At 63.9% G+C, this 24,564-nt stretch carries 25 protein-coding genes and 1 pseudogene; 11 read left to right on the forward strand and 15 right to left on the reverse strand.

Features of this window, described 5'->3' with window-relative positions; translation table 11 throughout:
• Nucleotides 1-21: 21 nt before the first annotated feature.
• The 15 genes and pseudogenes from H9L05_RS22015 to H9L05_RS26590 all read right to left on the reverse strand — a co-directional run bounded on the left by H9L05_RS22015 (nt 22) and on the right by H9L05_RS26590 (nt 16,129).
• Nucleotides 22-636 (reverse strand): hypothetical protein, encoded by a 615-nt coding sequence (locus H9L05_RS22015; RefSeq protein WP_187734518.1) that lies wholly within the window; start codon nt 634-636, stop codon nt 22-24.
• A gap of 68 nt (nt 637-704) precedes the next feature.
• The gene (locus H9L05_RS22020; RefSeq protein WP_187734519.1) at nt 705-1,151 is read right to left on the reverse strand and encodes a Fur family transcriptional regulator; all 447 of its coding nucleotides are present in this window, start codon (nt 1,149-1,151) and stop codon (nt 705-707) included.
• Between the two features lie 2 nt (nt 1,152-1,153).
• Entirely contained in the window at nt 1,154-2,323 is a 1,170-nt protein-coding gene (locus H9L05_RS22025) for an efflux RND transporter periplasmic adaptor subunit (RefSeq protein WP_187734520.1), read from the reverse strand.
• Between the two features lie 22 nt (nt 2,324-2,345).
• Nucleotides 2,346-6,765: pseudogene (locus H9L05_RS22030) on the reverse strand (CusA/CzcA family heavy metal efflux RND transporter).
• Between the two features lie 20 nt (nt 6,766-6,785).
• Nucleotides 6,786-7,283: a DUF6660 family protein gene (locus tag H9L05_RS22035; RefSeq protein ID WP_187734521.1), complete on the reverse strand. Its 498-nt coding sequence runs from the start codon at nt 7,281-7,283 to the stop codon at nt 6,786-6,788.
• Between the two features lie 185 nt (nt 7,284-7,468).
• A complete protein-coding gene (locus H9L05_RS25510) occupies nt 7,469-8,050 on the reverse strand; it encodes a TonB-dependent receptor domain-containing protein (RefSeq protein ID WP_187734522.1) in 582 nt (193 codons plus the stop codon).
• On the reverse strand, nt 7,969-8,445 hold the full coding sequence (locus H9L05_RS25515) for a TonB-dependent receptor domain-containing protein (RefSeq protein WP_187734612.1): 477 nt from the start codon (nt 8,443-8,445) through the stop codon (nt 7,969-7,971). Before H9L05_RS25515 ends, H9L05_RS25510 begins: the two co-directional genes overlap by 82 nt.
• Nucleotides 8,442-9,677, reverse strand: a complete 1,236-nt coding sequence (locus H9L05_RS22050) for a TonB-dependent receptor family protein (RefSeq protein ID WP_187734523.1) — start codon at nt 9,675-9,677, stop codon at nt 8,442-8,444. Before H9L05_RS22050 ends, H9L05_RS25515 begins: the two co-directional genes overlap by 4 nt.
• A 536-nt stretch (nt 9,678-10,213) precedes the next feature.
• On the reverse strand, nt 10,214-11,176 hold the full coding sequence (locus tag H9L05_RS22055) for a DUF4396 domain-containing protein (protein ID WP_317175216.1): 963 nt from the start codon (nt 11,174-11,176) through the stop codon (nt 10,214-10,216).
• 93 nt (nt 11,177-11,269) lie between these two features.
• A complete protein-coding gene (locus H9L05_RS27125) occupies nt 11,270-11,779 on the reverse strand; it encodes a DUF305 domain-containing protein (RefSeq protein WP_187734524.1) in 510 nt (169 codons plus the stop codon).
• A 345-nt stretch (nt 11,780-12,124) separates the two neighbouring features.
• Complete coding sequence (locus tag H9L05_RS22065; RefSeq protein WP_187734525.1) at nt 12,125-12,739, reverse strand: DUF305 domain-containing protein; 615 nt, start codon at nt 12,737-12,739, stop codon at nt 12,125-12,127.
• A 97-nt stretch (nt 12,740-12,836) separates the two neighbouring features.
• Nucleotides 12,837-13,202, reverse strand: coding sequence for a helix-turn-helix domain-containing protein (locus H9L05_RS24485; protein ID WP_223285033.1), 366 nt, complete (start codon nt 13,200-13,202; stop codon nt 12,837-12,839).
• Nucleotides 13,203-13,474: 272 nt separating this feature from the next.
• Nucleotides 13,475-13,852 (reverse strand): cupredoxin domain-containing protein, encoded by a 378-nt coding sequence (locus tag H9L05_RS22075; protein ID WP_187734526.1) that lies wholly within the window; start codon nt 13,850-13,852, stop codon nt 13,475-13,477.
• Between the two features lie 4 nt (nt 13,853-13,856).
• A complete protein-coding gene (locus tag H9L05_RS22080) occupies nt 13,857-15,821 on the reverse strand; it encodes a copper-translocating P-type ATPase (protein ID WP_317175217.1) in 1,965 nt (654 codons plus the stop codon).
• Nucleotides 15,800-16,129, reverse strand: a complete 330-nt coding sequence (locus H9L05_RS26590) for a heavy metal-associated domain-containing protein (RefSeq protein ID WP_317175218.1) — start codon at nt 16,127-16,129, stop codon at nt 15,800-15,802. The genes H9L05_RS22080 and H9L05_RS26590 overlap by 22 nt, the downstream gene beginning before the upstream one ends.
• 247 nt (nt 16,130-16,376) lie before the next feature.
• Here H9L05_RS26590 and H9L05_RS22085 point away from each other — a divergent pair, with 247 nt between their 5' ends.
• The 11 genes from H9L05_RS22085 to H9L05_RS22130 all read left to right on the forward strand — a co-directional run bounded on the left by H9L05_RS22085 (nt 16,377) and on the right by H9L05_RS22130 (nt 24,532).
• On the forward strand, nt 16,377-17,417 hold the full coding sequence (locus H9L05_RS22085) for a DUF1259 domain-containing protein (RefSeq protein ID WP_187734527.1): 1,041 nt from the start codon (nt 16,377-16,379) through the stop codon (nt 17,415-17,417).
• 285 nt (nt 17,418-17,702) lie between these two features.
• Nucleotides 17,703-18,185 (forward strand): hypothetical protein, encoded by a 483-nt coding sequence (locus H9L05_RS22090; RefSeq protein ID WP_187734528.1) that lies wholly within the window; start codon nt 17,703-17,705, stop codon nt 18,183-18,185.
• 136 nt (nt 18,186-18,321) lie between these two features.
• Nucleotides 18,322-18,453 (forward strand): hypothetical protein, encoded by a 132-nt coding sequence (locus H9L05_RS25535; RefSeq protein WP_262891932.1) that lies wholly within the window; start codon nt 18,322-18,324, stop codon nt 18,451-18,453.
• 68 nt (nt 18,454-18,521) lie between these two features.
• A complete protein-coding gene (locus H9L05_RS22095; RefSeq protein ID WP_187734529.1) occupies nt 18,522-19,481 on the forward strand; it encodes a heavy metal-binding domain-containing protein in 960 nt (319 codons plus the stop codon).
• A 197-nt stretch (nt 19,482-19,678) separates the two neighbouring features.
• Nucleotides 19,679-20,260 carry a DUF305 domain-containing protein gene (locus H9L05_RS22100; RefSeq protein ID WP_373285394.1) on the forward strand — a complete coding sequence of 194 codons (582 nt, stop codon included), beginning with the start codon at nt 19,679-19,681 and terminating at the stop codon, nt 20,258-20,260.
• 46 nt (nt 20,261-20,306) lie between these two features.
• Nucleotides 20,307-20,861 carry a heavy metal-binding domain-containing protein gene (locus H9L05_RS22105; protein WP_187734531.1) on the forward strand — a complete coding sequence of 185 codons (555 nt, stop codon included), beginning with the start codon at nt 20,307-20,309 and terminating at the stop codon, nt 20,859-20,861.
• 101 nt (nt 20,862-20,962) lie between these two features.
• Entirely contained in the window at nt 20,963-22,222 is a 1,260-nt protein-coding gene (locus tag H9L05_RS22110; protein WP_187734532.1) for a TolC family protein, read from the forward strand.
• Between the two features lies 1 nt (nt 22,223).
• On the forward strand, nt 22,224-22,838 hold the full coding sequence (locus H9L05_RS22115; RefSeq protein ID WP_187734533.1) for a hypothetical protein: 615 nt from the start codon (nt 22,224-22,226) through the stop codon (nt 22,836-22,838).
• The gene (locus H9L05_RS22120; protein ID WP_187734534.1) at nt 22,822-23,967 is read left to right on the forward strand and encodes an efflux RND transporter periplasmic adaptor subunit; all 1,146 of its coding nucleotides are present in this window, start codon (nt 22,822-22,824) and stop codon (nt 23,965-23,967) included. Before H9L05_RS22115 ends, H9L05_RS22120 begins: the two co-directional genes overlap by 17 nt.
• 38 nt (nt 23,968-24,005) lie before the next feature.
• Entirely contained in the window at nt 24,006-24,287 is a 282-nt protein-coding gene (locus H9L05_RS22125) for a hypothetical protein (RefSeq protein ID WP_187734535.1), read from the forward strand.
• Nucleotides 24,236-24,532 carry a Cif family virulence factor gene (locus H9L05_RS22130; RefSeq protein WP_187734536.1) on the forward strand — a complete coding sequence of 99 codons (297 nt, stop codon included), beginning with the start codon at nt 24,236-24,238 and terminating at the stop codon, nt 24,530-24,532. Before H9L05_RS22125 ends, H9L05_RS22130 begins: the two co-directional genes overlap by 52 nt.
• Nucleotides 24,533-24,564 lie beyond the last annotated feature (32 nt).

Here is a 24,564-nt window from a genome sequence, read left to right on the forward strand (position 1 = left end):
AAGTCGCTGGAGGTCAGTGGATTACCAGTCTACGAAAAAGCCCGCGAGGCCCACCAGCACCAGCACCGCGCTGGTCAGCTGCCGCTCGTGGCGGGCCAATCCGTCGACGTTGAGGCGCTGCAGGCTGCGGTGGGCCAGCGCTACCAGCGCACACATAGCCGACACGGAGGCTAGCAGGTACACGCTCATGATCAGGGCCAGGGCTGCCGGCCCGTGGGTGCCAGCAGCCAGAAAGAAGGTCTGAATCTCCAGGCAGGGGGCCAGAAACATGGTCGCGGCCAGCCCTACTACCAGGCGCCGGCGCGGCGGGCGCCGGCTCAGTGGCCGCGGGTCGGGGTGGGTGTGACCAGGCCCGGAAAAGGCGTAGAGCAGGCCGATGGCGATGAGTAGCAGCGGCGCTACCCAGCTGGCAAACTGCTCGAAACGGGCCGAGAGGCGCCAGCCCAGCAGGCCCAGCATCAGCCCGATGCCTACAGTGCTGAGCACGTGGGCCAGCCCAGCGACCAGCGTCACCCCCACCGCCCGCCGCAGGGGCCAGCCCTCGGCCCGCGCCACGGCCAGCACCGGCGCCCAGTGGTTGGGAATGGACGCGTGGAGTAGACTTAGCACAAGGGCGCCGATGAGTAGTTCTAGCATGGGAAGCGGGTCAGGGAAAAAGCACCGCCGGTTACGAAGACAAACCTCGGGCTCCGGGCGATGCAATGCTATTGCATTGTTGGGGCAGCGGTTGGCAAGTCGTTCACGCAACGTTCACACAGGCCCTTCATCACCAGACTAGTTTCCTGCACCTGGTAGGTGCCGGGCAAGCGAATGACCGGCACGGCCACTGTGGGTAGGCAGGCGGTTTCCCGGCAGCGGGTGCAGAAGAAATGCACATGCAAATCCTGGTGGTGCTCGGGCGTGCAGCTGGGCTCGCACAGGGCGAACTTCACGGCGCCACTGCCGTCCTCAATGCGGTGCACCAAGCCCTTATCGGTGAACGTTTTCAGGGTGCGGTGCACGGTGATGCGGTCGGCATGCCCGAGCAGTTCCTCCACGTCGGCTAGACTCAGCGCCGCCGCGTGCTGGACTAACACGTCCAGGACCAGCAAGCGCATGGCGGTGGGCGTTATCTGCTTAGCGATTAAAGTGTCTTCGAGAGGGTGGGCCATGACTATTCTTCCTCTTCGGCGTTTTTCATCTTGGCCAGCAGCGAGTACGCGCCGTCCGTGACGAAGGTAGTGGTGGCCGGCACCCCTTCGGGCAGGAGGACTTCGGTGAAGCCATCTTCGCTGCGGCCCAGAGTCACGGGCACCATCCGGTAGCGCCCGGGCCCATCCACGGCGTAGGCGTAGTTCCGGCCCTCGAAGCGCACCAGGGCCGCGTCGGGCAGGGTAGGGGCCTGGGTGCGGCCCGTTTCAATCAGGGCCCGCACGTAAAGGCCGGGCAGCAGCGCCGGGTCGTTTTCCTGGTCGAGGTGGCCGTGCACAAGCACCGTGCGGTCCGCGCCGATGGCTTTGCCCACCAGGTACACCCGGGCCGTGCGCTCGCGGTGGGAGCCGGTGGAGTCGCTGGCCAGGGTGAAGCGAATGAGCTGGTCTTTCTGCACCCGGGCCACGTCGCGCTCGAAGACGGTGAGCTCCACGTGCAGGTGCTCGGGGTCCACAATTTCAAACATCGCCTCAGTGGCGGTCACGGCCTGGCCCACCGTCACGTTGACGGCCCGCACAAAGCCAGCCCGCGGCGCGCGAACAGTCGCAGTGGTTACCATCTTCCCTCCTACGGGCAGGCCGGCCAGCCGCAACCGGGCCGCCTGGGCGTTGGTCTGCACCTGCAGGGCGTTGTACTCAGCTTGGGCCCGCTGATAGTTTTTCTGGGGGGCTACCTCCTGCTCGTAGAGTTCTTTCTGCCGGGCCAGCTCGGTGCGGGCGTAGTCGAGGCGGGCGCGGGTTTCCAGGTAGTCCTGCTGCAAGGTCACAAACTCAGGGTTGCGGATGGTGGCCAGCACTTCGTCCTTGCGTACCCGGGTGCCTTGCAGCAATTCGGTATTTTCTACGAAGCCACCCAGCGGGGCGGTAATGGAAACGGCGCTTTCGGGCGGCACGTCCAGAGTCCCATTCACGGCTAGGCCGGCGCCCATGGGGCGGTCAGTTAGGCGGGCGGTTTTCAGACTGGCCGCCTGCTGCTCGGCCGCCGAGAGGGTAACCATGTCGGAAGCTTCTTCGCCTTCTGCTGCTTTGGCGGCGGTGGCAGGTTCCGCGTCCGCGCCTTCTTTCTTATCGGCACTGCAGCCCGCCTGGAAGGTCAGGGCCAACAGCAGCACCAGAGATGCAATTTTATTCATGTAAATCAAGTCGAGAGATGGGTTACTGGACTGCCGTGCCGAGCAGGTAGTCTAGGTCAATGGCGGTTTGGTTATGCTGGAGCACGGCGTCGAGGTAGGCCGTACGCACTGAGAGGGCGCGCTCCAGGTTGAGCAGCAGTTCGGAGTAGGTGGTTTCGCCGGCCTTATAAGCCCGCTGGCTCAGGCGCACGATGACCGTGGCTTGGGGCAAGCCCGTCTGCTCGTAAAACTGCACCCGCTGGCGCTGCTCCTGCAGCCGCAGGCGCAGCTCGTCGAGCTGAGCGGCGGCTTCGACTTGATAGCGCTGGTAAGCCGTCGTGGCGACCTGCTCTTGCAGCTTGGCGGCCTGCACCCGGGCCTTCTGGGGTCCGCGCACCAGCGGAATGGCTACGCCGGCCTGCACGCTCTGGAAGCGGTCGCTGGCCCCGTAGGTCGAGGTTTGCCCTTCTATCTCGTAGGTGCCCCGCAGGGACTGGTTGGTGTAGCCCACCGTCACCTGAGGCAGCCCTTGGGCTTGTTCCACCCGGGTTTCGGCCCGCCGCTCGGCCAGCTGCTGCAGCAGCACCCGGGCCTGGGGGGTTGCGGCTAGCGCCGCCGTATCGGCGGGGGCGGGGAAACGGGCAACAGGCGCAGGGTGCTGTCGGCAATGGCCACCGGCTGGGCCGTTTGCAACAGGGCCTGCAGCTGGCGCTGCGCGATGGCGTAGTCAGCCCGGGCCTGGGTGAGCAGGTTCTGGGTCTCGCCCTGCTGAATCAGCGCATTAGCCGGCTCTAAGCGGGCTACTTCGCCGGTCTTGAAGCGCAATTGCGCGGAGCGCAAGAACTCGGCGTAGATGCTGTCCTGCCCGCGCAGCGTGCGCAGGCGGTGGCGGGCGTGCACGGCCCGCTCGTAGCTCAGGCGCACTTGCCGGCGCAGCTCCGCCTGCACCTGCAAAAGCTGCTGCTCCCGGGCTCCAATCTGGGCCTGGCTCAGGCCGGCCTGAGCCTTATAGTAGCCAGGCAGGGCCAGCGACTGGCCGATGCTGAGCACGTTGTCGGAAAGGGGGGAGTTCACCTGCCCGTAGGTGCCCAGGATGGTGGTGCGGCCCACATCGACGGCGGTGCGGCGCAGGGCCTGCTGGGCTTCCAGGGAACGTTGGGCGGCCTGCACCGTGCCGTTGGCCTGCAAGGCCTGCCCCACGGCCTGGGTAGCCGTCAGCGCCCCTTGCGCTTGGACGGGTGCGCTGCCAAGCAGCCCCGCCAGCGCCAGTAGCAACACCACCGACACCGGGACGGCAGCCGTAGGGTGCCGCTTTCCCGCTTCCTGGGGTTTAGCGTTGCGCTCGGACAGGGCGTAGAGTATGGGCAGCACCAACAGGGTAAGCAGCGTGGCCGTGACTAGTCCCCCGATGACCACCGTGGCCAGGGGGCGTTGCACTTCGGCGCCCGCCGACTGGGACAGGGCCATGGGCAGGAAGCCCAGCGAGGCGACGGTGGCCGTCATCAGCACCGGCCGCAAACGCACCTGGGTGCCTTCTAGAATGCGCTGGTAGAGGTCGCTGTGGCCTTCTTCTTTGAGCTGATTGAAGTAGCCGATGAGCACGATGCCGTTGAGCACGGCCACTCCGAACAGAGCGATGAAGCCCACCCCGGCCGAGATGCTGAAGGGCATGCCCCGCAGCCACAAGGCGAGCACCCCGCCGATGGCCGAGAGCGGAATAGCCGTGAAAATGAGCACCGACTGCTTGAGGGAGCCGAAGGTGAAGAACAACAGGGTGAAAATGAGCCCCAGGGCCACGGGTACAGCGATGCTCAGCCGCTCGGTGGCCTGGCGCAGGTTCTCGAACTGGCCCCCGTAGCTGGTGTAGTAACCGGGGGCGAACGGGAGCTGGCGGTCCACTTTGCCCTGCAGCTCGGTCACGACGCTTTCCACGTCGCGGCCCCGCACATTGAAGGCCACCGTGATGCGGCGCTTGGCGTCGTCGCGCTGAATCTGGTTGGGGCCTTCCTGCAGGTCGACCGTGGCCACCTGCTCCAGGGGAACCTGCTCGCCGGCCGGCGTGGCGATGAGCAGTTGCCGCACCTGGTTGATGTTCTGGCGCAGCTCGGGGGCCAGGCGCAGCACCACGTCGAAGCGGCGCTCCTGCTCGAAGAGCTGCCCGGCGGTCTGCCCGGCAAACGCGGTCTGCACCGTGCGGTTCACGTCGTCCGTGTTTAGGCCAAAGCGGGCCAGGCGGTTGCGGTCCAGCTTGACCACGATTTGGGGCAGGCCGGTGACCTGCTCCACGTACACGTCTTCGGCCCCTTCGACCTGGCGCACCAGGCGGGCCGCCCGTTCGGCGTAAGTGGCCAGCTGGGCGAGATCTTCGCCGTAGATTTTAAGCACCACGTCTTGCTTGGCCCCGGAAATCAACTCGTTGAAGCGCATCTGAATGGGCTGCTGAAAGCCGAAGGTGACGCCCGGGATTACTTCCAAAGCTTCGGCCATTTTCTCGGCCAACTCCTCTTGCGTGTCGGCTGACGTCCATTTATCCTGGTCTTTCTCCAAGATGACCATCACGTCAGCCGCTTCCACCGGCATGGGGTCGGTGGGTATCTCGGCCGCGCCGATTTTGGCGACCACCTCCTGGACTTCGGGGAACTGCTGTTTGAGGATGGCCCGGCCTGCTGGCTTTTGTCGATGGTGTAGCTCAGCGAGGAGCCCGTCAGGGTGCGCATCTCGATGGCAAAGTCCCCTTCGGCCAGTTGGGGGATGAACTCCCCGCCCAAGGTGCGAAACAAGAGTAGGGACCCGGCAAACAGCGCCACGGCCGAAGCCAGCACCCCGGCTTTTCGGCGCAGCGCCCACTCCAGCACCGGGCGGTAGCGAGCTTCCAGCCAGCGCATCATCCGGTCCGAGAAGTTGGGCTGGTGCTGGGTGTTGCGGCTCAGGGCCAGCGCCGACATCATGGGCACATAGGTCAGGGAGAGAATGAAAGCCCCGACAATAGCGAAGGCCACGGTCTGGGCCATGGGGCCAAACATCTTGCCCTCGATGCCGGCCAGCGCCAGCAGCGGCAGGTACACGATGAGGATGATGATTTCCCCGAAGGCGGCCGAAGAGCGGATTTTGGAGGCTGCCTCGTAGGTGGCCTCGTTCATCTGGTTCTGAGTCAGCCGGCCGTTGGCACCCTCCGGAGGGGAAGCCATGCCCACGTGGTTGTGCAGGCGGTGCACGATGGCCTCCACGATGATGACCGCGCCGTCCACCACGAGGCCAAAGTCGATGGCCCCGAGCGAGAGCAGGTTGCCTGACACGCCGAACAGGCGCATCATGGCAATCGCAAAGAGCATGGACAGCGGAATCACGGAGGCCACGACCAAGCCCGCCCGCCAGTTGCCCAAGAAGAGCACCAGCACGAAGAGCACGATCAGGGCGCCTTCCATCAGGTTGGTTTTCACCGTGCCAATGGCGCGGCCCACCAGCTCGGACCGGTCCAGGTACACGTCGATGGCCACGCCCTCGGGCAAGGATTTCTCCACCGTCTGCATGCGCGTTTTTACCGCCGTAATCACGTCGTTGGCGTTGGCACCCTTGAGCATGAGCACCAGCCCGCCGGTCACTTCGCCTTCGTCGTTGCGGGTCATGGCCCCGTAGCGCACGGCCGAGCCCAGGCGCACGTCGGCCACGTCGCGCACCAGCACGGGCAGGCCACCCTGGGTGTTGCGCACGACGATGTTGCCCAGGTCCGCCGCGTTCTCGGCCAGGCCTTCGGTGCGGATAAAATAAGCCGTAGGCTTCTGATCGAGGTAGGCGCCGCCGGCGTTTTGGTTGTTGGCGGCCACGGCCTGGAAGACCTGGTCTACGGTCACGTTCAGGGAGCGCAGGCGCGTGGGGTCGAGGGCAATTTCGTATTGCTTAAGCAGGCCCCCAAAGCTGGCCACATCGGCTACGCCGGGCGTGCCCAGCAGCTGGCGGCGCACGATCCAATCCTGAATCGTGCGCAGCTCGCGGGCGTCGTACTTTTTCTCGAAGCCGGGCTTGGCGCGCACCAGGTACTGGTAGATTTCGCCCAGGCCGGTGGTGACGGGCGCCAGCTCGGGCCGGCCGATGCCTTCGGGAATCTGGCTTTCGGCTTCGCGCAGGCGCTCCGCGACCTGCTGGCGGGCCCAGTAAATGTCGACATCGTCTTCGAAGACAATGGTCACCACCGAGAGGCCGAAGCGCGAGAAGGAGCGCACTTCCTCCCGGTTGGGGATGGTGGCCAAGCTTTGCTCGACGGGAAAGGAGACGAGGCGCTCGATGTCGCCGGCGGCCAGCGAGGGGGCCACGGTGTAGACGACGACCTGGTTGGTGGTAATATCCGGCACCGCGTCGATCGGCAGCCGGCTTAACGAGTAGCTGCCCCAGGCCACCAGGGCCAGGGTCAGTATTCCGATGATGAGCTTGTTGTGAATGGAGAAATGAATCAGCCGGTCGAACATCCGTGGCGAGGGGGTTAAGTCTAACACTTCCGAAAAGGACCCTGCGGCCCGGCGACTTCGGCTAGTGACAGCGGAAGCGGTTGGGGCGGAATGACTTGCGAGGGGGCGCAGTACGCCCGCGGCCGGGTGGCCCACTTGCACACAGCAAGCGGCGACCCGGGCGGGAAGTCAGCAGGAAAAAAAGGAAGGGTTAGGCCCGGGGCGGTTGCCACACCGCGCCTAAGGCCCGCGTGGGGGCCGCCATGACCAGCTGGCCGTGGGGGGGCTACTGCCCCATTCCACCGGGTGGGGAAAGTCCCCAGCCGCGGGGTAGACCAGGTCATGACGACGCCCCCGCAGCAGTGGCACTGGCACAGGGGCGAGCACCAATCGCCCAGAGCATCCGAGCCGCCGTCCGAATGGGAGGCCGCGGTGACGGTGGTGGGTGTCTGGTCCTGGCACACTACTACCTCGTCCGTGCACGTCATCGTTGACAGGCACGCGAAGTAGAGGGCGAAAAACAGAGACAGCAGGCGCATCAGTGGCAAAGGTAACGACAAGAGCAACTTGTCGGCTCCCCCTTTACTGTCTTGCTCCGGCAAAGGTTCCTAGTGAGGAATAAGTGTGTGAGGGTAAGTACTTCTAGGTAAGCCTTCCCGTGTGCTCTTGTCAGGCCATCTCCAGCTTACCTTGCCTCGCTTACTGTCGCTATTCGCTCGCGCGGCTACAGCGTCAGGCCCAGGCCAGCAAACCAGGTGCGGCCGTCGGCGGGCAGGATGCCGGGGCCGGGGTAGCCGCCCGCCCGGCGGGTGAAGTAGCGGGCATCGAACACATTGTTGATCCCGCCGCTGAGGCGGTAGCGGCCCTTTTGACCCAGCTTCCAGGTGGCGGAAAAGTCGGCGACCTGGTAGGCCGAAATGGCGCCGGTCTGGGCGTTGGCCGTGGGCTCCTCGGTGTTGTTGGCATCGGCGTACACTTTGCCCACGTGGCTGAACTGCCCGGTCATGGACAGCCCTTTGTGGGCGAAGGTGAGGCCCGTGCGCAGGGTTTGGCGCGGGGCGTTTTCCACAACCTTGCCGTCGAGGTTGCTTTCCACAATCTGGGTGCCGGTGCCGGTGCCAGTGAGGGTGGTCACGGGCAGGCTGCCGTAGCGGGCGTCAAGCAAACTCAGGGCCGCGAACAGATCGAGGTGGGGCAAGTTGAAATTGCCGGTCAGCGAGTGAATTAGGTCCAGCTCGGCGTAGGCTTCCAGCCCGTGCGTTTGGGTGCGGCCCAGGTTGGTGCGAAACTGCTGGGTCTGGCCCACCGTGCCCCGGGCACGGGGCGGCGGATGGTGCCGATGCGGTCCTCATAGTTGAGGAAGAAGTAGCCCACATCGAAGCGCAGCCAGTTCTTATAGTTGCCGCGGTACCCCACTTCGGCCGTGTAGCCGCGCGCATCCTTCAAGTTGGGGTCGATGACGTCCGCGGTGGCCGGCGGCACCAAATCGCCGAAGAGCACGGGCCGGAAGGCTCGCGAGTAGTTGGCGTACAGGTTGGTCGTGGGCGAGACGATAAATTCAGCGCCCAAGCCATAGAGCAGCACGTTGCGCTGGCTTTGCTGGTCGGGTACGCGGTTTTCGCCTCCGTTGGCCGTCCGGCCCAGGTAGCCGCGGCCCGTGTTGCGCAGGTAGTCGTAGCGTAGGCCCGGCGTGACGCTCAGCCGGGGCTCAGGTGCAGCAGCAGCTCAGCGAACGCGGCGGCGTTGGTCGTAGTGAAATCAAACTCGTTGGTGAAAAGCCCGTTGCCGGTCAAGCTCAGGTCGTAGTCGGAGCCCGTGGTGCCCGTGCCCCGCTGGCGCCGCAAGGTAGTAGCGCGGTAGGCCCGCAAACCGGTGGCCAGCGTGTGGGTGCGGCCCAGCAGGTCCACGTCCTGGGTCAGGCGCAGCTCGGCGCCCAGGTTGCGGTAGTCGTCGCGGTCCACCTGGCGGGCAGCCAGCTGCTGGGTGCGGCGGTTCACGCTGTCCGGGGCGGGCAGCCCGGCCACAAAGCCCACGCTGTTGCGCGACGCCACCAGGCCAAAGGTCTTCAGGTTCACGCGCGTCCGCTCACTAGCCTTGTAGTCCAGGGTGAGGGCCGGAATCAGCCAGGGGGTGCTGAGCCAGTTGCGCTCTCTAGTGCTCTGGCGGCTGTCTTGGGCGAACTGCGCGTCCGTGAGCCCGCCGGGCTGCTGCAAGCGGTTGGTCAGGTAGGTCAGCTCCGCGTTCAGGGTCAGGCGCTCGGTGAGGGCCACGTGCACGTTGCCGTGCACATCGTCGACGCGAAACTGGTTGGACGGCCGCCAGCCGTCACCCTGGCGGTGGCGGTAGTAGGCGTAGTAGTTTACCTTGCCTACGGTGCCGCCCACGGCGTTGTAGGAGTTAAACAAGCCGTTGGAGCCAGCCGTGTTGCTGGTTTCAAATTCGATTTTCTTGTCGCGGGCGCCGCGCTTGAGCTCGTAGTTGAGCAAGCCCCCAAACTGGGGTCCGAACTGCAGGCCCGCGCCGCCGCGCAGCAGTTGGATGCGCTCCACCGCCTCCATGGGCGGATTATAGTAGGCCTCGGGGTAGCCAAAAGCGTCAGCACTCATATCGTAGCCGTTCTGGCGCGTGTTGAACTCCCAGCTGCGGTTGGGGCTCAGGCCTCGGGTGGCCACGTTAATCTGCTGACCAGAGCCGTCGTTTTCCCACACCATCAGGCCGGGAATGCGGGCCATCACTTGGCGCATGTTGTTCTGCACTAAATTAGCATTGACGTCGCGGGGCGTGATGAGCTCGTTGCGGCGACCAGCCGTAATGGTGGTGCCATCCACGGGCGCCGCAAAATGCGTGGCCGCGCCGGTCACGGTGACTTCGCTTAGGGTCTGGTGGCGGGTGGTATCCGCGGCGGGGGCTTGCTGCGCTAGGGCCGGCGGCAAGCAAAGTAGGGTAAAAAGCGCCAGACTGCCCCAAATAAGGGCAGAGTTAGGGTATGCGAAACGGGTCATCAGAGTGCCTTAGGGGTAATAATGGCACAAAGGTAGATCTATTTAGAATTTGTACAAATAAAGAAAGTTAACTGTGGCTTGCATAATTTCCAGTTGTTCACCGTAACAGCTTAGGCCGTAGGCGTAGTGAAATGGCGCAGCGCTCACTTTAGGGCGCAGTTAATTAAGTAGTACAAGCCACACAAGAAAATCAAGGCCAGCCTGAACAGCAGCACTTAACGGGCGGTGGTTGCTCTACCCCGAAACTAAGCGCACCACCAACGGCCCGAAAGTAACCCAGCAGGGTTCGTTGGATGGCCTGTTGGTGCGGTTGGCTACCTGCCCCCGGCCAATAAAGCGTCTAGGATGCCCAGAAGCACTCAAGAGCAGGCAACTCAACGCAGGGGCGTCATCCGCCGGCCTTCGGCTGGCGCGGCAGCTAAGCCTAACATCGGAAGGGCCTATCCAGAAAGACGGCAGCGGGCTATTTACATCTGGTGGCCCGGCATGTCCATGCCCGGCATAGCCTCCATGGGCGTCCCCGGTCGCATTGATAAGTCCCCGTAGCGGGCCGCCAGCCAGTAGCCGACCGCGAGCATGAGCAGCGTAAGCAAGGTGACAACCGCCTTGCGCAAGCCCGATACCCGGCCGCCGCCCGCCATGTCCATGGGCAGCGCGGCCCTGGTGTGCCCCGCGTGCGCGGCGGCCGGGGGCAGGGCGGGCGACATGCTAGCCATAAAATGGCCGTCATGCGCCGGCAAACTGACTTCTTCTTTCGCCGTGCCGCCTTTGCCCAGCGCCCGCTCGGTACCCATGCCGTGCTTGAGCTGGTTTTTAACGAGCCAGTAGTTGACCGGGTAAGAAACCACCACGCCCACTAGGGTTGCCGCCGACATGGCCGCCCAGAACCAGGGCGACGTAGCTTCCATGGCGCGCATGTCGCGGCTCATCAGAATGACCATGGTAGGCAGCATGCCGGCCATCATGGCGTTCATCGACATCCACTCCGGCAGAAAAGACTGACGCAGGGCTTCCCCATAGCTCAGGCCCATCATGTCCTTCATAAACAGCGCTTGGAAAATGAACAGCCCGAAGGCAAAGCCGGCGGCGTATTCTATCCAGATGTCCACGCCCATGCTCAGACCGAAGTAGCCGGTGATAGCGGCGGCCACGATAATGCCCGTCGCGTCGCCCGCCGCACAGTGGATCGTGGAGCCTACGGCCTGCTTCCAGAGCGGCGCCACAAACGCCTCGTGCGTGCCGGGGAGGGCTCCCGGCAGGAAAACCAGTAGATAAGCAGGCCTACCGGCCCCGTATACAGGGTCACCAGCACCCAGCCCCACTTCATCACCTTCATCTCCGGGGTCCGGGTAATCAGGTCCCAGGCCACATACAGCACGGAGACCAGCGTGAGCGCGAACCACAGCCAGAGCGCCCAGGCGGGGGCCCACGGGGTATTGTGCGTGTTCATGGGCAGAAGGGTAACATGAAAAAAAGCAGCGGGCTAAAAAGCCCACTGCCGTTAGTAGAGGAGGAAAGCGGGCCTAGTATTTCTTGTTGGCCAGCAGCCACTCCTGCAATTCCTTGATTTCCATTTTTTGGTCGGCAATGATTTGCTCGGCCAAAGCCTTGGTCACATTTTCCCGGCCGTATTTGAGCAGGGCATCCGAGTTCTCAATAGCCGCCTGGTGGTGGTCGACCATGAGCTGGGCAAAGTCAAAATCCGGATTACCCGTTAGCGGGCGCAGATCGACGGCCTGCATCATCTGCGTCATGTTCATCATTTGCAGCATATTGAACGCCGGCACGGCCGGGGCGTGCGCGGGGTGGCCCGCCAGGAAAGCCTGAAACTGGGCGATCTCCGCCTCCTGCTTTGCAATAATCATCTGCGCCATGGCCTTCATTTCGCTGTCCTTGCCGCTGCGGAGCTCCTCCTGGCTGTTTTTGATGGCGATCTGGTGATGCACAATCATCATGCTCGCGTAATCGATGTCCGGATCCTGGGTCTTCGGCATCGACTCCATCAGGGTCATCCCCTCGTGCATGTTACGCATGTACGGGCTCGCATCGTGGGGGTGACCAGGACCAAGCCCCCCTCATCTTTACTGCAACTGACCATCGAGAGGCTGATGCTCAGTAAACTCAGCGCGAGGAGGGGGAAGCGAAAAAACTTGTTCATAGCAGGTAGTAAATTAGTGAGACATAGATATCTACCAAAACGGCCCGACAGCGCCGTGGATTTATCCTCCACTCGCTTCTGCTTGCATAATTTCCCGCTGCCTATCAATCGCTTACGCAGTTGCTGGGGCCGAGCGGGGCAACGCTCTCTACATTACCGGCACCCCAAACGCAAAAAGGCAGCTCATGGGGAGCTGCCTTTTTTGGTGGGTGAGGCGGGACTAACGATTGCGCGTGAGCCAATTCTGGAGCGCCGCAATTTCCTGGCGCTGGTCGGCAATAATAGCCTGGGCCAGGGCGCGAGTGGTGGCGTTGCGCCCGTACTGCAGCAGGGCCTCGGAGTTGTCGATGGCCGCCTGGTGGTGGTCGACCATGAGCTGGGCAAAGTCAACGTCGGGTTTGGCCGTCATGCTGCGGGCGTCGCTGGCGGCCATCATCTTGTCCATGTTGGTTTTCTGCAGCTGGTTGAACTGCGGAACGAAGGGCGGCATGGGCTGGTGCCCGTTCAGGAAGGCATTGAATTGGGCGATTTCGGCGCGTTGCTTGGTAATAACGGCTTGGGCCGTGGTTTTCATTTCCTGGTTGGTGCCCGTCCGCAGCTGCTCTTCCGCCATCTTGATGGCGGCCTCGTGGTGCAGGACCATCTGGGCGGCGTAGTCGTGATCGGGGTCCTGCGTTTTAACCTGCGCATCCATCTGCGTCATCATGTCCATCATGATGTTCATGTAAGCGCTGTCCATAGCCATGTCGTCCATGTCGTGGCCCTTTTGACAGGCCGTGAACAGGACGCTAATAACGAGCAGTAACAACAAGGGCAATCGGAAAAGGCGGAACATATTCACGGGACAGGGGGAGTAGGGTGAGCTATACAAACCCCCGCTTACTGCCCCGGTTTTTATGCCACCGGCCTTTTCTCTTGCATAATTTAGCGACCTACACCAAGGAGTCTAAGCTACGCCGGGCGGCGCTGGCCGGTCCCAGCTTTTGAAATTCGGTGGGCGTGAGGCCCGTCACCTGCCGGAACTGCCGCGAGAGGTGGGCCGGGCTGCTGTAGCCCAACTGCTGGGCCACTTCGGCGATGGTCAGCTCGCCGTAGCCGATGAGCTCCTTGGCCCGCTCCACCTTCTGGCGGATGATGAACTTCTCAATGGTGAGGCCTTCCTCGGCGGAGAAAAGGTGGGAAAGGTAGTGGTAGTCGCGGCCCAGCTCCTCGACCAGGGAATCCGAGTAGTTGAGCAGGCGCGGGCCCGGCGGTGGGTAGTGAATGAGGGTGACCAGGTGGGTTTTGATTTGTTCCACCAGCTGCGCCCGGGGTCTTCCAGCAGGGCAAAGCCCGCCGCTAGCAGGGTCGCGCGGATCGCGGCCCAGTCCGGCTCGGCCTCCCCGGGCACGGTCACGTCGGCCTCGCCCAGGGCCACGTGATGCACCTGCAAACCCAGGGCGCTCAAGTCCTCCCGCACCACGCGGATGCACTGGGGGCAGACCATGTTTTTAATCAGCAGGCGCCGGGTGCCGGGCGCTGGCAGCGTGTGCGAGGGGTTCACGTGGTGCGTCATGGTAGGAAAACTCACTTATTTAACGACCAGACTCCCGCGCAGCATGCCCATGCCGCAGGTGAAAGTAAAGGTACCCGCCTGCTGGGGCAGCAGCTCCACCAGGGTGGTCTTGAAGGCGGGCAGGTCCCGGCGGATGCTGAAGTCGGGCATGAGCAGCTCCTCCGAGCAGCTATTTTCTTCATCCCGGTAGAAGCTCAGCTGCACGGGCTTGCCGCGCTCCACCTCAATCACGTCGGGCGAGTAGCCGCCCTTCACGGTGATATCTACCTCCTGCACCCCGCTGGATGAAGAGACGGCGCTGGCCGTCTGGCGCGCGGAGAAGAAGAAGTACCAGATGACAAACCCGGCCAGGGCCACACCCGTCAGGGTCACGATGATTTCGGCGATATCCATACACTTAGTTTTTAACGGGAGAGAAGCTGCGCAGCCGCAGCGAGTTGGTGAGCACCGACACCGAGCTCAGGGCCATGGCCCCGGCGGCGAGCATGGGCGAGAGCAGCAGCCCAAAGAAGGGGTACAGCAGCCCGGCCGCGATGGGAATACCCAACGTGTTGTAGATAAAGGCGAAAAACAGGTTTTGCTTGATGGTACGGATGGTCTGGCGCGAGAGGTCAATGGCGGTGACCACGCCCTGTAGATCCGAGCGCATGAGCGTGATGCCGGCCGCTTCCATCGCCACGTCCGTGCCGCCGCCCATGGCCAAGCCGATGTCGGCCTGCGCGAGGGCTGGCGCGTCGTTGATGCCGTCGCCGACCATGGCCACCGTGCGCCCTTCGGCCTGCAACTCTTTCACCTTGCCAGCCTTGCCGCTGGGCAGCACCTCGGCGAAGAAACGCTTGATGCCGACCTGTCCGGCCACCTGGGCTGCGGTCTGGGGGTTGTCACCGGTCATCATCACCACCTCAATGCCCATCGCCTGCAGCCGTTTGATGGCTGCGGCCGAGGTCTCCCGCACGGTGTCGGCCACGCCGATAAGGCCCACGGCCTGCTTGTTAACGGCGACATATAGCACAGTCTTGGCCTGGGCGAGCAACTCCTCAGCCTGCCGGCGCACGGCCTCCGGCAGCATAATACCCGCTTCCTCCAGCAGCCGCGCATTACCGATGAGCACCGCCTGCCCATTCACGGACGCCTTAGCCCCTTTGCCTTCGATGGCCTGGAAACCCGTGGCGGAAATCACAGGGGCCTGTTGGGCATCGGCGTAGCGCACCACGGCTTCCGCCAGCGGGTGCTCGCTCTGCCGTTCCACCGCTGCCACGACCTGCAGGAGTTGGTCAGCCGGCTGCCCATCCGCCGGCACAAAGTCCGTGACGGCCGGTTCGCCGCGGGTGATGGTGCCCGTTTTATCGAGCAGCACGGTATCGACTTGATAGGCCTTTTCCAAGGCCTCGGCGTTGCGAATCAGCACGCCATGCTCGGCCCCTTTGCCGGTGCTGACCATGATGGCGGTGGGGGTGGCCAATCCCAGCGCGCAGGGGCAGGCGATGATAAGCACCGCCACGAAGTTGACTAAAGCCAGCGGCAGGCGCGCTTCCACGGGGGCCAAATCAAACCAGAGCACGAAGGTGAGAATGGCAATGACGACCACCGTGGGCACGAAGATGGCGCTGACCTTGTCGGCCAGGCGCTGGATGGGGGCGCGGCTACCCTGGGCATCCTCCACCAGCTTGACAATCTGCGCGAGCATGGTGTCGGCGCCGACCTTGGTGACGCGGAAGCGGAAGGAGCCGGTTTTGTTGAGGGTAGCGCCAAATACGGGGTCCCCCGTTTTCTTCTCCACGGGCAGGCTCTCGCCCGTGAGCATGGCCTCGTCCACGGCCGAGTGGCCTTCCTCGATGAGGCCATCGGTGGCCACCTTCTCGCCGGGGCGCACGACCACCAGGTCGCCAAGTTGGACCTGCTCAATGGGCACGTCTACTTCCTGACCGCCCGGGCGCACCACGCGGGCGGTTTTGGCCTGCAGCCCCATCAAGGCCTTGATAGCCGCCGAGGTCTGGGTTTTAGCCCGCAGCTCCAGCACCTTGCCCAGCAGAATCAGGGCGATGATGGTGGCGGTGGTGTCGTAGTACACTTCGGGCATCAGCCCGCGGCGCATAAACCAGTCGGGTGCTACCGTGGCAGCCAGGCTGTAGAGAAAGGCCGCGCCGGTGCCCACGGCAATGAGGGTATCCATATTGGCGGCGCGGTGCTTGAAGCCGTTCCAGGCCGAGGTAAAGAACTCGCGGCCGCTGTAGAGCAGCACGGGCAGGGTGAGCACGAGCAGGCCGTAGTTGAGCCACTGCATATTAATGCGCTGCATCAGGGCCGGCCACAGCATGAGCATACTCAGGGGCATGATGATCACGGCCAAGGCGGTAGCCACCCAGAAGCGGCGCTTGAGCTTTTGGTAAGCCAGCGCTTTCTGCTGGTCGATTTCGGCCTGCCGGTCGGCGGCGCTGGTGTCGGGGCGCGCTCGGTGACGCCGTAGCCGGCGTTCACGACGGCTTCTTTCAGCGTGGCGGGAGTGGCCTGGGTGGGCACGTAATCCACGGTGGCTTTTTCCGTGGCAAAGTTGACCACAGCCCGATGCACTCCGGGGGTACGGGTCAGGGACTTTTCGACGAAGGACGCGCAGGAGGCGCAGGTCATGCCTTCAATGTCCAGGGTCTCGGTTTTAGTGGTAGGTTCCATAAGAGGGTAGAGGCAAAGGGTGCCGGACAGGAGCATACGTAGCAACTGAACAGGACCCATAAACACCTTACAAAGGAACGGCGGGTTACGCCCGGAGTTGGTACGAAATCCTACCTCAAACTTGCATAATTTGAAGCGCCGATCCGGTGGCTAGGGGTAGGGCTAAAGCCGATCCGCTGTACTCTCTGCTGGCGCTTTACGTAGGCTGCGTATAAACTGCCGTGTAACGCTATTCTAGCTCTGCTATATGCCTGATTCCCGCTTTTCCCGCCGTGCCTGGCTCAAGACGGCCGCGCTGGCTACCACCCCGGTCTTGCTGGGCACCCTGCCAGCTCCGGCTAGTGAAGCGGCCTCGGTCGCCGCTAAAACCCCGGCGCTCACGGCCGCGGAAATAGCGGCCGTGGAAGCCGCGCTGGGCAAGAAAGGCACTTATGTGGAACCCCAAGCAACCCACACCACGGCGTTGCCCCGCAACGATCTGAAGGTAACCATCAAAGGGGAGCCCGTGCCCATCTCGTTGGGCTTCGGCGGCTGGGTGGCCCTCAAGCACACCCTGGACGGTAAGTCCGCCATGCTCATGAGTGATACCGTTTTGCTGCAGGAAGAAGTCAACCCACTGATGTCAGCGGCGCTGGCGCAGGGCCTAGAGATCGGCGCCGTACACAACCACTTCTTCTACGAGGAGCCCCGCATCTTCTACATGCACATTCACGGCATGGGCTCGCCGGCGGAGCTGGCGCAGAAGTTTGCCGCGGCCTTGAAAGACTCCAAGCTGCTGCCGGCCAATCAACCGAAGCCCGCCGTGGCGACCACGCCGGCGCAGCCGGGCACCAACGCCCCGCCTAGCGCCGGGCCGCCCACGGGCAAGGAGCTGTTTGACCTGCCGGCCTTGGACAAGCTGGTGGGGTATCAGGGCGTAGTGAACGGTCCCACCTACAAGTACACGGTGGGCCGGGCCGATCTGCAGTCAATCATGATGGGCACCGAGATGACGGCCGCCATCGGCCTGAACTCGTGGGCGGCCTTTGCCGGCAAGCAGGCCGACAGCCACATCGCGGGGGACATTACCATGCTCGAGCACGAGGTGAACCCAGTAATCAAGGTCCTGCGGGCCCACAACCTGGAGGTGGTGGCCGTCCACAACCACATGCTCTTCGATCAGCCCCGGATGATGTTCTTGCACTATTACGGGCGCGGCCCGGCTGCGCAATTGGCCACGGGCTTTCGAGCCGCCCTGGATCAACTCGGTAAGGGGAAATCACCCGCCGGGGTGCCTATGAAGCATTAACCAAAACCGAGCCCAGCGGGGGTTTACTGGGGGCAAGGGGCATTATTCCCCGGCACCGATTTATATAATTGGGTCGCACGCTTGCATAATTTTGCGGTCGCCAAAGCTGTCCGCGGGTCATTCCTTAGTCAGAAACTTGTTATATGCCTTGTAAAGCGCCTATTTGACCCTGGGGCCCAGGGGGCGATTGACCCACGCTGGAACTCTTCCTTGGAAATAACAGTAAAGGAGCAGTGCTGCACTTTCTGCGCAGAAGCCTAGTTTTGCAGCTGCTTAGCACCCGTTATGTTCCGTAGCCTGTTCCTGTTCCGCCGTTTGCTGGCGACGAGCTTCCTGCTCGTCTTCGTCAACGTGTTCGTGGGCCAGTGCTGGTGCGCCACCCTCCAGCCCGTGCCGGTTGCGCCGGTGGCTAAGGCCTTGGTAGTGGCTGAAAAACCCTCGCACCCCGGCTGCCAGGGCCACGCGAAGAAAACAGCGCAGCAGAAGCTAGCGAAGCACGCCACTGCTAAGCACGACTCCAAGCCCGCGGGCAAAGACCAGGACTGCTGCCAGGACAACTCGGCTGCCATTCTTAAGTCGCTCGCGACGCCCGGCGAAAAGCACCTGGTATCAACCGCTCCGGCCCTGCTGCCGGCCAGCACCGACTTCTTTTTCCGGCCGGCCGCCGGCCAGTGGGACCGCACCCACGCCGTCGTTTTGGTGCTCCGCGAGCACCTACCCCCTAAAATACCCGATATCCGGATTTTCATTCAGTCCCTGACGGTCTGATTCCTTGACGTGCCAAAGGCTCGCCCCGGGATAGCTATGCTATGTCCGGGGCGAGCCTTTGCGTTGGCGTGTCCTCCGAGCGCCTAAGTGCGCTCCCCCCACCTTCTCCTTTTCTTCCTGGTTTACCTGCCCGACAATGAAGAGTTGTTGCCAAGAGGCAGGCGCCCCTCCCCCCCGGGGGCCGGTACGCCGCCTGCTTTCCTTCCTGCTTTACGCCGGGGTGGCCGCCGTGCTGGGCTTCGTGCTCTGGCAGCAGTGGCAGGCCTAACGCCCCGGCGGCGCCCTGGGCTGCTTACCTCCTAAGTGGCCCCCTGTTCAACCCCCAATCCCTTCTTTATGTACCGCTTACCGCTTTCCCTGCTGGCTGTGGCCAGCCTGCTCACCACGGCCAGCTGCTCGTCCGAATCCGCGTCCAGCAGCGCCACCAACACCGTCACTACGCCCACCAACGGCCCGGCCGAAGGCACCGCCGAGCACAGCGGCGGCCACACCTACGCCTGCCCCATGCACCCCGAAGTCACCAGCACCAAGGAAGGGGAGAAGTGCCCCAAGTGCGGCATGAACCTGGAGCACAACGATCAGGTAGCCAACGGCAAATCCTACGAGATGAAGCTCGTACCGACCCCTACGGAGGTCACCGCCGGGCAGCCCACCACGCTGGCGTTCACGCCTCGCGAAACGGGTAAGGAGTCCGCGCCGGTGCCGCTGGCCGTGGTCCACGAAAAGAAAATTCACCTGATCATCGTCTCCAAGGACCTGGGCCAGTTCTACCACGAGCATCCTGAGTACACCGCCGCGGGCGACTATAAGGTGGAGTACACCTTCCCCAAGGGCGGCGACTATGTGCTGTTTCAGGACTACACCCCCACGGGCGCTGGCCACCAGCTGGGCCGTCAGCCCCTCACTGTCAAGGGCCCGGCTTACACGCCGGTCAAGTTTAAAAATGACGATATGCAGTGGGAGAAGGACGGCTACCAGGCTACCCTTTCCTTTGACAAGCCCCTGCAAACGGACCAGCTGCTGGGCATGAAAATCAACATCACCCAGGGCGGCCAGCCCGTGACGAACCTGGAGAACTACCTCGGCGCCCTAGGCCACGTGGTGGTGATCAGCGAGGACACGGAGCAGTACCTGCACGTGCACCCCAACGACCAGGCCGACAAGGGCCCTAACATCGGCTTCAACACCAACTTCGAGAAGCCCGGTCTCTACCGTGTCTTCCTGCAGTTCAACCATGGGGGCAAGATTCACACCGGCGACTTCACCATTAACGTCGGCGGTCCCGCCGTCAGCTAACGGGCCGCAGCTCGTCCCCGGCTTCCTTTCACCTCTCTCAACCAACCCGTATGAAACACTCCGCTTTTTTCCTCGCCGCCCTCTGCTCGGGCTCCCTGCTGATCACCAGCTGCAACAGCGATAAGACGGCCGATTCCACCGCCACCACGACCGAAACGACCACATCCGAAGGCACTGCCTCCGGGGACATGGCGGGCATGGACCACTCGGCCATGGGCCACGATAGTGCCGCCGCGGCCGGCAGCTCGCCGCAGCTGGTGGCCATGAACGAGATGATGACCAAGATGCACGCGGCTAAGCCCAAGGGCAACACCGACCACGACTTTGCCCACCACATGCTCGAGCACCACAAGGGCGCGGTAGTCATGGCGGACATTCAGTTGCGTGACGGCAAAGATGCGACCATGCGCCAGATGGCGGAGAAGATCAAAGCCGACCAGCAACAGGAAATCGCGGCACTAGAAGCGGCGGCCACCCGCCTCGACAATGCCCCCACCAACTATAAGCCCAATGATCCTGCGGACCCCTTCACCAGCAAAATGAAGGCGTCGATGGACGGCATGATGCAGAACATGCCCAAGCCCGTGGCTGACCCGGACATGAACTTCAACATGCTGATGACCGTGCACCACCAGAGCGCCGTGGACATGGCCCAGGCCGAGCTGGCCCACGGCAAGGACACCAAGCTGAAGGAAATGGCGCAGCAGATGATCACCGCGCAGCAGCAGGAAATCGCTGCTTTCAAGGCCTGGCACCAGCAGAACGCCGACAAAATGTAGGCCCTGCGGTCCCTTACCTCTCTTTACCTTTCTTAACCCCCTCTCCATGAAATTCTCCCACCTCCTGATAGCCGCTGCGCTGCTCGCCGCCCCTCTATCCCTTTCGGCCCAGCACAGCCACAAGCCCAATACCGCGCCGCACGGCCACAAAGCCGCGGGCGAATCGCACGCGCATAAGTCCCCCCACGGCGGCATCGTACGCACGGCCGGCACCCTGCACATCGAACTCGTGCAGCACCCCACGGAGCTCCACGTGTACCTGCTCGACGCCAACGAGGCGACGGTAACCCCCGCCCGGCCGACCGGCTCGGTGATGCTGCTGACCACGGCCAATAAAACCAGCACCGTGGCGCTCACCCCGACCGGGGACCACCTGGTCGCCAAGCTGCCCGCCGGCACGGCCCTGCGCACGGCCATTGTCAACCTGAAAGCGGGGGGCAAAACCCTGTCGGCGCGGTTTGAGAAGCTGAACGCGGCCAAGCCCGCGCAGGCGAAGGCCGTGGGGGCCGCCTACCTCTGCCCCATGCAGTGCGAAGGCAGTGCCAGCGACAAGCCCGGCAGCTGCCCTAAGTGCGGCATGGCCCTGGTCAAAAAGAGCTAAGCAACGTCGGCCGGGGCGGCCATCCTGACCCCAAGCCTCTGGGCCGCGCGCCGTCCCCCACCAGTAGGGGACGGCGCGAAGGCGAGTTAAAACCTGATTGTATGAAGTACCCTGAAATGAAAGGAATAGGTTGGAGTTGGTTTTCCCTGCTCGGGCTCGTGCTGGGGCTGCTGCTGGGCGTCGGCACAGGGCCGGTACGGGCGCAGACGGTCCTGAGCCTGGACAGCGCCGAGGCCCAGACTCTGCGCCGCCACCCGCGGCTGCGCCAGGCCGACGAAGACATCGCCGAGCAGCGCGCCCTCAAACGGGGCTCCTTCGCGCCCGCCAATCCCGACTTTCTGTTGGCGGCGCCCACGGGCGAGATGTGGGCCCCGGGCGTGGTGCAAACCATTGACCTGCCCAACGTGTACCGCCGGCAGCGCCAAGTGGCCCAGGCCGGCATCACCCTGGCCGAGCGCAACCGCGAGGTCAGCCGCGCTAGCGTGCTGCGCGACACCCGGCTTGCGTACCTGAACCTGCAGTTCGCCGCGGCGCAGGTGCGGCAGTTCACGGCCCAGGACAGCTTGTATCGGGCCCTGCGCCTGGCCACGGACCGGCTATTCGCGGCCGGGGAAGTCACCTCCCTGCAGCGCATCAGCACCGACGCGGAGGCCCGGCAGATAACCGTGCAGCTGCAGCAGGCCACCGACGATTTGCGCGCCGCCCAGCGCCGCCTGGGCCTGCTGCTGGGCCAGCCCACGGCGACGCTGGTGGCGAGCACCGACCTGCGCCAAACGGGCCGGGAGCTCACCCAAACGGGGGCGGCCCTGCTTCGGGGCTTACCCCAGGAAGACAGCAGCGCCCTGCTGCGCAGCCCGGCCCTGGCCTACGCCACCCAGGGTGTGGCCCTGAGCCAGTCCGGCATCAGCCTGGTGCGGGCCCGGCGCACGCCGGCGCTGACCGTAGGCTATCAGAATCAGGCCTTTGAAAACTCGGCGCTCAAGTACCGCTTTCAGTTTGGCGTGTCGGTACCTATTTGGTTCTGGACCTACCGCTCCCAGCTGCAGGCGGCCACGGCCCGCGCGCGCTCCGCTGACTACCAGCTGCAAACCCAGCGCCTGGAGCTGGGCAGCCAGTACCAACAGGCGCTGGCGGACACGCGCAAGTTTTCGACTTCCTTGGCGTACTACGAGCAAACCGGCGTGCCCCAGGCAGGGGCCATCATCAGCCAGTCGCAGCGCCTGTTTCGGGCGGGCGAAATCAGCTACCTGTTCCTGATCCAAAGTCTGAATCAGGCCTTCACCATTCAACAAACTTACCTGACGACCATCCGCGACTACCAGCAGGCGCTGGTGGAGCTCAACTACCTGCGAGGTGAATAAGATGAAACAACTGCTGATGCTACTGCTGGGTTTGCTGCTCGTGAGCCGCGCCCACGCCCACGGGGGCGAAGACCACGGCGAGGGAGCCCAAGCCGGCACGCCCGCCGGGGCCACCTCCTTTTCCGTGGCGGCCCTGTCCGAACAGTTTGAAGTGCTGCTGCGCTACGAGCCACTGGAAGGCGGCCAGCCCGCTGACCTACGCCTGTTCCTGTCCGACTACGCCACCAACGCCCCCATTAAGGGCGCCAAGCTGACCCTGACCAACCCGGAAGACGCGAACCTGAAGTGGGCGGTGACGGAGCAGGAACCCGGCATTTACCTGGTGGAAGGGGAGTTTCCGGCCAACAAGACCTACAGCTTCACGGCCAACATCGTGGCCGGGGAGCAAGCGGATCTGCTGCTGCTCGAAGGCATTAAGGTCGGCCAAAAGCTGCCCGTAGCCGCTGCCGCGCCGGTGGCCACCTCCCCGTTTTCCTCCTGGAAAACCGTGCTGGCCCTGGTGGGCGCCTTTGCCCTCGGCATTGGCCTGACGGCCCTGCTGCTGCGCCGCCGCCCGCGCCGCGCCGAAGAGTCCCTTTCCACGCCTACACCTGCTGTCTATGAAAACCAAGCATAAATTCCTCGCCGCCGCGGCCGCCACCACGCTGGTGCTCTCCGTGCTGTTGCCCCCACCCGCCGCGGTGCTCGGCCACGGGGGAGAAGACCACGGGGCCGCCGCCCCCGCAAGCCCCGGCCTGGCCCTCACCGATGAGGTGCTGCTGCCCAAGGAAAGCCAGTTTCTGTTCAAGGTAGGCACCAGCCTGGCCAGCTTCTCGCAAACCTACAGCCGGGCCACGCTCTACGGCACGGTCTCGGCCGCCGCCGGCGGCGAAGGGCCGATTGTGGTGCCCCAAACGGGCCGCATTGTCAGCCTCCCCGCCCGGGTGGGCCAGCAAGTGCGGGCCGGGCAGACGCTGGCCGTCATCGAGCAAACCCTGGCCGCGACCGAGCAGATCGGGCTCAGCACGGAGCGGGCCAACGCCCAGGCCGAGCTGCGCGCGGCTCAGCAGGAGTACGCCCGCCTGCAAAGCATTGCCGACATCGCCGCCCGCAAGGACGTGGTGGCCGCCGAGCTGCGCCTGCGCCAGGCCCGGCAGAACGCCAGCATTTACAACGACCAGGCCAGCAACCGCCGCGTGTCTATCCTCTCGCCCATCAGCGGCACGGTGGACGTTTTCTCGCTGGCCGTGGGCCAGCAAGTAAACCAGGGGGATGAGCTCTTCCGCGTCATCAACCCCAGCAAGCTGCGGGTCGAAGCCCAGGTGTTTGCCCAGGATATGGCCAAGGTGTCGCCCGGGGCGAAGTTCCGGGTGGAAGGCCTGCAGGGCCAGGCCGGGGTAGCGGCCCGCCTGGTGGTGTTCAGCAACGTGGTGAACCCCGTGAATCAAGCCCGACAGCTGGTGCTCGAACTCGACGGCGCGGCCGGCAGCGCCTACCGCGCGGGCCAGGCCGTGAACGTGCAGGTAGTCGGCCAAAGTGGCGGCAGCGAGCCCCAGCTGGTGGTGCCTACCTCGGCCGTCACCGACCTGAACGGCAAGCCCGTGGTGTTCGTGCACACCGCGCCCGAGCGCTTTAAGATTCAGTACGTGCAGCCCGGCGCCGTCAACGGCGAGCAGACCGTGCTAACCCAGGGGGAGGTCAACGAAAATGACCGGGTCGTCACCACGGGCACCTACCAGCTCAAATCCATTTACCTCAACCAGTAATCTATCAGCCCCCACCGGGGGCCTTCTCTTCCCCGCCCATGAAAGATATTCTTGCCTTCGCGGCGCTGACCGCTACCCTCTCTGTTGCCACCCAATCTGCGCAGGCGCAGACCACCCCGGCCGCTGTGGCCTCTGTCCCCGGGTCCGCGGCTGACGAGGCCGCCGTCAAAACGACACTGACCAAGTACCAACAGGCCGTGCAGAAGCTGGACACCACGGGCACCCACCGCCTGTTCACGGCCAACTCGCAGGTGTTCGAGTCGGGGGCGTGGAAGGCACCTACCAACACTACGCCGCCCACCACCTGGCGCCGGAGCTGAAGGAGTTCAAGGCCTTCACCTTCAGCGACTACAAAGCCGCGGTGCAGGTGGATGGCCCCTACGCCTTCGCCACGGAAACTTACACCTATACCATCAACCTGAAACCCGATCCCAAGGAGAAGGAAGCCAAGGCGCCCATCGTCCGCCGCGGGGTGGCCACGTCCGTGTTGCGCAAGAACGCCACCGGCCAGTGGCAAATCATGACCACCCACTCCTCAGCTCGCACCCCTCGCCCCAAAAAATAGGGCGGAACCGGCCGACCGCAACCCCCGCAGCA

The sequence above is a fragment of the Hymenobacter qilianensis genome, assembly GCF_014489555.1.
GTDB classification, from domain to species: Bacteria; Bacteroidota; Bacteroidia; order Cytophagales; family Hymenobacteraceae; genus Hymenobacter; species Hymenobacter qilianensis.